At 36.2% G+C, this 8,601-nt stretch carries 9 protein-coding genes; 5 read left to right on the forward strand and 4 right to left on the reverse strand.

Translation table 11 applies throughout. The features are described from left to right. Nucleotides 1-29: 29 nt before the first annotated feature. A complete protein-coding gene (gene nadX, locus CHI06_RS26595) occupies nucleotides 30-836 on the reverse strand; it encodes an aspartate dehydrogenase (protein ID WP_095251658.1) in 807 nt (268 codons plus the stop codon). A gap of 678 nt (nucleotides 837-1,514) precedes the next feature. Between nadX and CHI06_RS26600 the strand changes: the two genes are divergently transcribed. Together CHI06_RS26600 and CHI06_RS26605 are read left to right on the forward strand one after the other, a co-directional pair. Beyond that, nucleotides 1,515-2,963 carry a hypothetical protein gene (locus tag CHI06_RS26600; protein ID WP_095251659.1) on the forward strand — a complete coding sequence of 483 codons (1,449 nt, stop codon included), beginning with the start codon at nucleotides 1,515-1,517 and terminating at the stop codon, nucleotides 2,961-2,963. 169 nt (nucleotides 2,964-3,132) lie between these two features. Continuing rightward, complete coding sequence (locus tag CHI06_RS26605) at nucleotides 3,133-3,822, forward strand: NAD(P)-binding domain-containing protein (protein ID WP_257009471.1); 690 nt, start codon at nucleotides 3,133-3,135, stop codon at nucleotides 3,820-3,822. Nucleotides 3,823-3,887: 65 nt separating this feature from the next. Here the strand turns inward: CHI06_RS26605 and CHI06_RS26610 are convergent, their stop codons facing one another. Next, a complete protein-coding gene (locus CHI06_RS26610) occupies nucleotides 3,888-5,270 on the reverse strand; it encodes a hypothetical protein (RefSeq protein WP_095251661.1) in 1,383 nt (460 codons plus the stop codon). A 436-nt stretch (nucleotides 5,271-5,706) separates the two neighbouring features. Next, complete coding sequence (locus CHI06_RS26615; protein ID WP_095251662.1) at nucleotides 5,707-6,042, reverse strand: hypothetical protein; 336 nt, start codon at nucleotides 6,040-6,042, stop codon at nucleotides 5,707-5,709. Between the two features lie 260 nt (nucleotides 6,043-6,302). Between CHI06_RS26615 and CHI06_RS26620 the strand changes: the two genes are divergently transcribed. From CHI06_RS26620 to CHI06_RS26630, 3 genes are all read left to right on the forward strand, one after another. Beyond that, nucleotides 6,303-6,632 (forward strand): 2Fe-2S iron-sulfur cluster-binding protein, encoded by a 330-nt coding sequence (locus CHI06_RS26620; RefSeq protein WP_095251663.1) that lies wholly within the window; start codon nucleotides 6,303-6,305, stop codon nucleotides 6,630-6,632. A gap of 71 nt (nucleotides 6,633-6,703) precedes the next feature. Then, nucleotides 6,704-7,474, forward strand: a complete 771-nt coding sequence (locus tag CHI06_RS26625; protein WP_095251664.1) for a creatininase family protein — start codon at nucleotides 6,704-6,706, stop codon at nucleotides 7,472-7,474. A gap of 229 nt (nucleotides 7,475-7,703) precedes the next feature. Then, nucleotides 7,704-8,435: a TenA family transcriptional regulator gene (locus CHI06_RS26630; protein WP_095251665.1), complete on the forward strand. Its 732-nt coding sequence runs from the start codon at nucleotides 7,704-7,706 to the stop codon at nucleotides 8,433-8,435. Here the strand turns inward: CHI06_RS26630 and CHI06_RS30250 are convergent. After that, a partial coding sequence (locus CHI06_RS30250) for a hypothetical protein (protein WP_218833122.1) occupies nucleotides 8,418-8,601 on the reverse strand: 184 nt, incomplete at its 5' end. The genes CHI06_RS26630 and CHI06_RS30250 overlap by 18 nt on opposite strands.

Consider the following 8,601-nt stretch of genomic DNA (forward strand, 5'->3'; position numbering starts at 1 on the left):
AATTAACTCTAGCTCTTTCTTTTATTTGTTTATACTCCAATAACGATAGAAGAGGTTAAGTTTTTTAACACCTTTGCGACACTCATCGCTACAATGGGACTGGATTTAGGGTTTTGTTGGTATGGTTGATTTTGAACGGATATCTCGATTTCTCCAAAAAAACCTTTAGCCTTAATGGTATGAATATTACGCTGAATGGTTGGATCCACATAAACTTGAACATTTGTTTTTTCGAATCCTATTCCTGCTAGACTTAATGTAGCAGATACGTTGACATTCTCAGGGAATAATTTCGAAGCATTTCTCGCATTTCCTTCAAAGATACAATATGGCTCAGAAATCGTTTCGAGATTAACTTTTTCTTCCGCAATGGTTCCGTACCAACTTCTTACAGGTTTCCTCGTAATAAGGGTAACCTCTTCAATTTCACCTAAAACCCCAGCAGCAATTCTATCTAAACCACCAATAGCAGCAGACGGAATTAGAATTTGTTTGTTATTTTCTTGTGCTGTTTTATGTAGGGTTTCCAAAAACTCATTGTCAGCTAGCGCTCCCACCGAGATGACGACTAAATGACTCCCAGTTTCCAAGGATTTTTTTCCGTATAATTGTAAAGCATGATGACCAGCAGCTTCGATGACAATATCTAAATCTTGATTGAAAAAAAACTCTTCATCGCTCGTGATAGAAAAAGGCAGCCTCGATAGCTCCTCAATTCTATTTGGGTTCCTGACAAGAACGCTTTGCAGTTCAATGTCACCAGCTTGTTGTGTTTGAATTAATTCGGCAATACTCTTTCCTATTGTTCCATAACCAATGATTCCAGCTTTTAGCATGATAAAACCACCTCAAATTATTAGATATTTTAAAAGATTAATAACGTTAACTTAGTAAAAACTCTGTTAGATATCCTCACAAATTTCTAGTATGAAATAGTATTCCATGCTATCGTAAACGTAATAAAAGATTGCTTGCGAGTAAAACACAGGATAGAAAGGAGGGATGGAAAATATTGTATTAATAATTTGGTATACGATATACCGATTTTTCACTTTATTGTACCGAAATCTCTGAATATTAGCAATAGAGTAGTTTTAAAATACAAAAATATCTAAATATTTAAAATTATTTGCATGATTAAAGCAATGATGTTATTATGTTTAATAAGGTGTGAATAGTGATAACTGGGAGGTGGTTACGAGTCAAATAAAATATGAAAGCGTTATCTTTGATTGGTTGCGAATCATACGTTAGCAAAGTGATTAAGTAAGAACTCATTAAATTTTTTTTAAAAAGAAGGAAATTTTTATATTATTATGGTATACAATCTACAATGCACAATATACAAACCTTGTAAATTGGCAAGAATCGATGGATCTATTTTTTAAGTGAGGGAATACATAAATTTGATAGACTGCATATTCAGTACCTCATCAACTTTGCCAATTTAAAAACGCTTGCCATCCATAAATGGAACCTGAATCAAAAAAATGCGGAGTGTCGGAGGGGAATATATGGAATTAACATTAGCTCATTGGGTATATCTATTTGTCACTGTATCCGTAATTGTTATCATGCTCTTTAGAAAAGGAATTGTTTTACCTCTCATTATTGGTACCTTTGTAATAGCAGCAGTGTATAAAGGGAGTTTTATAGCAGGGTTTCAAGCAGTCTTTAACGCAAACCTCGTTGCAGCTAAGGAGCTATTCAGTATTTTCCTAATTATTTCGATTATGATAGGTCTCCTTAATTCTTTGAAGGATCTAGGTGCGGATAAAAAGATGGTCGTACCTATTCAAAAAATAATGGTAAACGGACATGTCTCTTATCTCGTTTTAATGGTCACGACCTATGTGATTTCCCTATTCTTCTGGCCAACGCCAGCGGTTCCACTGATTTGTGCTTTGTTAGTACCTGCTGCAGTAAGTGCGGGTTTACCAGTGATGACATCAGCCATGGTTATTTGTATCGCAGGTCAGGGTATGGCACTTTCATCCGACTATATTATGCAAGTTGCGCCAATGCTTAGTGCAAAAGCTGCAGGAATTGATAAAGCTTTAGTTTCAGACAAAGCATTCATTCTTTCTCTCATTACCGGAATAAGTTCTCTAGCGATTGTCTATGTCACGCATCGAAAAGCGATTACCAAAAGATCTGGATCTGCTACTGAAGTGAATAAAGAAGCAAAAGCATTCTTTGAAGTAAACCAGGAGCTTGCTGCTACTGTCGATGAAAGTGCTAAAATTATCCAGATAAAAGAAAAATGGGGTAAAATATTTGCTATCATTGTACCTTTAGCGATGTTGGCTGTTATGATCTTTATGTTCCAGACCAAACTTGGTAATGGAGCGGGGTTTGAGGGCGGAGACGGTGCAGCATTTATTGGCGGGGTTGCAACCATCCTGTTAGTATTGGCCACTATTGCTTTCAACCGTATTCATGCACTCGAAAAAATAAGCGAGCATCTTACCGAAGGTTTTGTTTTCGCATTTCGTGCAATGGCACCAGTAATCCCCATTGCAGGTTACTTCTTTATGGGTAGTGGAGATTTTTCAGCATCTATCCTTTCTTTAGGTGAAGAGGCAGCAAAACCAGCATTTCTATTTGACTTAATCCAAGCAGGACAAAATTATATACCGCAAAGTCCTTCTATTGCAGCGTTTAGTATATTGATCATTGGGATTATTACAGGATTAGATGGTTCCGGTTTTGCTGGGCTTCCTTTAACCGGCGCTTTATCAGGTGCGATAGCTCCTGGAAGTAACATCGATGCTGGAACTTTGGCAGCTATTGGACAAATGGGTGCGGTATGGAGCGGCGGAGGCACTCTTATTGCCTGGTCATCTCTCGTAGCAGTAGCCGGCTTCCTTCAGGTCTCACCATTAGAGTTAGCCAGAAAAAACTTCTTCCCAGTAATTACAGGACTAATCATTGCAACTATTTTAGCAGTAATAATTTGGTAGACTAATAGTTATGACCTTTCTCTTAGATAAGGGAAGGTATGTGATTAAATACCGGGCTATTTCAAAAGTCAGCTAGAAACTGATTTTTGGAATAGCTTTATTATTTTAGTTGAAGTTAGGGGTCTTGGAAAGACGGAATACATAGGATGGTAAGAAGAAAGGGGAAAAAATGATGGGACAGAAAAGGATTGGTTTAGTGGGTATTGGTAAACTCGGCACGGCGATGCTGACTCATTGGGATAAAAAAGGAATACCAATAGGGATTTACCACCCCATGGAAACAAAAGCTGAACAACTTGTTCAATATTTTCAACATGTATATATTATAGAGGAAAGCGAATTAAAGGAATTAGACATCCTTATTCTAGCATTACCAGCAAAGGAGGTTATCCCATTTATCTCAAGTCTATCGATTCAAAGCGATTCTGGGAAGTCACCTGATATTATCAATATGGCAACAAACCTTCCTACAAACGAAATTATAGCTAAGTTTCCATCCTTAAACGTTCATGGAGTGAAGTATATGGGGCATGGGAGAGACTTACTGGAACATGGAAATGGCTTGTTTATTACAGAAGCTGCTTTATCAAAAAAAATAGAGGAACTTTTTCAGTATCTTGGAAAGGTAAGAATAGATAGTGAAAATTGTTTAACAGAGGTAAACAAATTAGCCACTTATTTCGCATTAAAAACAGCGATAAATTTGGAGACTGAGTTTGCTAAAAGAGGATTATCACCAGAATATCTTAACAGAGCTTTAACATCCCTTGCACCTGAGGTAATCCGTTCCTATAGTAACGGGACCCTTGGTCACTTTGCAAAGGAAATAATAAAAGAAATACAGTCAGAAGAAGATTAAATGAATTGAAAAAACCAGGTGCTGGGTTCTTAGCTCCTGGTTTTTTCATTGTTTTAATCTCCTTGTCAGCCTGTAAATACTTGCAAAAGAAACAAATATAGCATAACGATGATGATATATGATGAGGTAAAGGCAATATTCCAATTTGATACTTTATAAGAAGTATCTTTTACTAGATTCGACATAAGGCCTAATGTCGCATTATAAGGACCTACTAAGAAGGAAGAGACAGCACCAGCCAACATGGCCACTGTTAGAATGTGTGGATTAAGTCCAAGGGCAGGTATGTCCAAGCCTCCAGTCATCAGTGCCAGTGAAACAGCAGGATGAAGACCTAAAAAGGCAAAAGCTAAAGGTACCAAGGGAAGTAAAATCATAAAGATTTCCACACCACCCACGTCAATAAACGTCAAAATCCAATCATTCAACCATTCATTGGTATGGGAGATCGTGATTGTCGAGATAAAAAAACCAGCCGATAGAAAAATAAAAAATTGATCCTTCATACTGATTGAGAAGGAATGAAAATGCTTCATTAATTGACTGCCAAATTCTTCACCTTTTTTTAGGAATAGGGACCAAGCAAATGCAAATGGAATGACAAGGAAAGAGACTAGAATTAAAAACGAATAATGAAACAGTGACTCAGCTATAGATATGGCAATAACAAAAATAAGTATTGCCAAGAAAATTTGCAGTATCCTACCCGGAGAATTGATTTGCCCCGGTTCAATGGTTGCGGCTGTTTCATGAACAGATACGTCTTGAACAGAAGTATGCATTTTTTTAGACCTGCGTGCTCCTATATACCAATCCATCCCCAAGCCTAAAATACTTAGTGGTATAACATAGGGTAAAATGGATATCCAGCGTACTTCAGTTACAGAAATAACAATACCTACAATAGGGGTAACTGGTGCCCAAAGCAAGGGCATGGCAAAACCTCTAGTAATAGCTCTACTCATGAACCGTTCTTTATTCTCAACTGAAAACATGTTCAATGATGGACGTATCGAATAATAGGTCATCGGCAAAGTAGCGAGATTCATAAAAATACTAAAAAAGTAGGAAATACCAGAGGTTATTATATATAACTGACCAGAATTGTTTACCTTTTTTTGAATAATCGTTTGGATACCGCCGCTATATCCACCTAATTTAATGGGGATTCCTAATATAGGGACTAAGGTAAATAAAGTAATCAAGTCAAGCATAGGTCCAAAAGATAATATGTACTGATGCCAAGGTGCTTGCGCTTTCCATAGCAGCACGATCCCTAGAAGCAGGAATGCACCCCCTAAAATTTGAACGGACCGTTTTGCAAGAAAAAACGTACAAAATACAATAATTAAACATAGAATCGATAGCGGGACGCTAAAGTCTAGTTGAGGCAGCAAAGTAGATAATAAATACAGAAATATAACAAATAAAAATAAGAATCTTAACATAGCAACACCCTGCTTTTTAGTATTTGGTCCATATCCTAAACCAGTAATCTATATTATCTTGGTATACCAAACCGAAGATTTGTTCACCATTTGTACATATTATACACTATTTTATTGGTATTTGGTATACAATTTAGTTGTAATTTCTTCAATACCATAATACAATAAGGGTAAGAAATAAGATGATCATAATAGGGGGGAATCGGGATGTTTAATTTTCTTTTTGGATCAAAGAAGGCTATGGAAAAAGCTGAAAAGAAGTTAGCACGGTTGAGAAAAACATTAAATTTTTAAACTTCCTTCCAATAATAATAGAAATAACCGTCACATAGTGGCGGTTTTTTATCGTTCTGAAAATTTCTCAAAAAAGAAACAACCGGAGATGAGTTGGTTCTGCTCCGGTTTTTACATGATTAAAGTATATTATTCTTCTATCTTATATTGCTACTTCAGTTGATTTCACCAGCTTGGAATGAATGGAATCTTCACTATTCCCTGATGCTTTGACAATTTCATTCAATTCTTCACGTGCTGCTTCAATCGTTTCAAATCGTTCGAAAAACTTAACAGCAATGTGGTTTACATATTCTTTTCCTTCAAATTCTTCAAATAATTGAATCTTAATATTTTCATCGATTACTTTAGCAATCGTATATTTTGCTTTTAATTTATCAAAAAAATAAAAGTTATAGGTCTCAACTGTCTCTAGCCCTTCATTTTCAAGAATGGTTTGAAAAGTATCTTTATTTGTTAGTACAATATAGTTCCCCATTATAAACACTCCCTATAAATTATTTTTTTCTTCTTGATACAAATAGTCCCCAAAAATGTAAGTATGTAATGATCACCTCTTATTTTGATATATTGTATACCAAATACCTTATTAGTAGTTTATCTCAAGTTATCAATTTGTTCAATGGTATATTCTAATTTTTTAAAAAATTATAAAAACTTCTTTTCTTCTCAGGTGAAATGGTTGTATAATTCAGAAAAGCATCAAATTCTTTGGTCTTTACTGAAAGGGGATATATTATGCCAAAAGTAATTCTTCATGTAGATGGAACGGTAGTCGAACAGCAAGTAAAGGATAATGCGAATCTAGTAGTTTTAGCAGGTATCCGACAATTTCCTCAATTAAAGTATGGTTGTGGAATGGGCAGGTGTACTAAATGTACATGCCGCGTGATCAGCGGTGGGGAATCCATTGCACCACCGAATTGGAAAGAAATTAAAATGTTAGGTGACAAGGTGGAGGAAGGATATCGCTTAACCTGCCAATTAACGATTGAACAGGATATAGAAATTTCTCAAGAAAACATCTCAATTCAACCGCCAAAGAAGCAATCTGCTACACTGCGATAGCAGAATATTTTTTTAAGCTATGTTGGTATACAAAAAACCTAGATGAATAAGGATAGAGTGAGGGGATTTTATTGGATTGTTATAATCTAACAAAAATGACGTGGCAGGAAGTAAAAGAATCATTAAAGACCGTTACGTTTGCAATCGTACCAATTGGTGCCCATGAACAACATGGACCACATATGGCCGAAAGCTGTGACGCTGTATTAGCTGAAAAGATGGCAGAAAAACTAGGCCAGAAAATGTTTCCGCATGCATGGGTTACTCCTACCGTTAATATGGGGGTCTCACCACACCATATGAACTTTCCTGGAACGATTTCACTGCAGCCAGATACACTGATTTCAATCTTAAGGGATATGATTTCATCCCTAAGTCACCATGGAATAAAAAAATTCTTATTGTTAAATTCACATGGCGGCAACCAAACAACCTTGAATGTTGCATCAATGACTTTGACAAAAGAATTGAATGTTGACATTTACTATGCGAAAACCACAGCCTCGGCTAAACAAACAATCGGTAATTTCATTACATCACCATTGTTTGGACACAGCTGCGAAAGAGAGGTATCAGAAGCTTTGTATTTAGCTCCAGAGCTGGTACGGCTTGAACAACTAGAGAAAGGTGATATACAAGAAAATGGAAGGTGGAAGCAGCTTCGACCAGGAAAGGCGATTCAAGGTTTTTATTTCTATGAAGAAATGACCCAAAATGGCTGTATTGGAGATGCCACCCGAGCCAGCTATGAATTGGGGCAACAAATTGTAGAGGAAGCATTGGAAAATCTCTCTAAAGATCTCCACAGTTTATTAAATTTAAATAAGGATGTTTATATATAAAACCTTGATTACTAGAATTATTTAATTGATATTTTAAAAAATTCTAAAAATTGTATTTACAAATAAAAAATAATAGGTTAATATTTTCATTAAGGTATACCAAATACAATAAATCGAGATTCATAGAGGGAAGGCACTTACATTCTCTATTTTTTTACTAGTATTTTGGTATACAAAATATCAAATACAAAAACGGCAACGAATGCCCAGGAAACAGGAGGAGTTAAAAATGACAGAACTATTATCAAAAGACGAATTCCGTAAAGAACTAGAAGAAGCAATTAAAGGTAATCATAGCCAGAAGGCTCCATTTACAGTCGCTTGGGCTGAGGGAAAACTAGAAAGAAAGCACTTTGCAAGATGGGCAGAAAATCATTACCACTATGTAGGACCTTTCGCGGACTACCTATCATATATCTATCACAATACTCCAAGCGATCCAAAATTTGCAGCTGCAAAAGACTTCACATTACAAAACATGTATGAAGAGGAAATTGCAGCAGATCGTCATACTGATTTATTGATTCGATTTGCAGAAGCGTGCGGCACAACTGCTGAACGAGTAATTAACACAGATAATATGGCACCGACAACTTTAGGTCTTCAAAGCTGGTGCTTCGCAGTAGCTGCACGTGAAAACTTTGTTGTTGCTACAGCTGCCCTTGTAGTTGGTTTAGAATCACAAGTACCTGATATCTATAGAAAACAAACACCAGCATTACGTGCTCAATATGGATTTACAGATGAAGAAATTGAATTCTTCGACCTACACATTGTTTCAGATGAAATTCATGGTGAACGTGGATATAAGATTGTTCTTGACCACGCTGATACTCCAGAATTACAGCAACGTTGTCTTGAAATTGTTAGAGTGGGTGCTAAAATGCGCCGTATGTACATGGATGGTTTATGGAGAGAGTATCTTGAGCAGGACTTAGGGTCTTTAGTTCAAACCAACTAAAATACTTAGTTTCATACAAATAGATGGGATTCCTTGGGATAACACCCATTGATAGAATCTATCTTTCCTGGCCGTCATATTAATCTTGAAAAATCGAGGTTCTAAATGACGGCCATTTTCTATTAAAAATGCTGTGTTATAGGTAACTGGTGATTTTAGAACTCTG

Source organism: Bacillus sp. 7884-1 (assembly GCF_002272245.1).
In the GTDB taxonomy this organism is placed as follows: Bacteria; Bacillota; Bacilli; order Bacillales; family Cytobacillaceae; genus Neobacillus.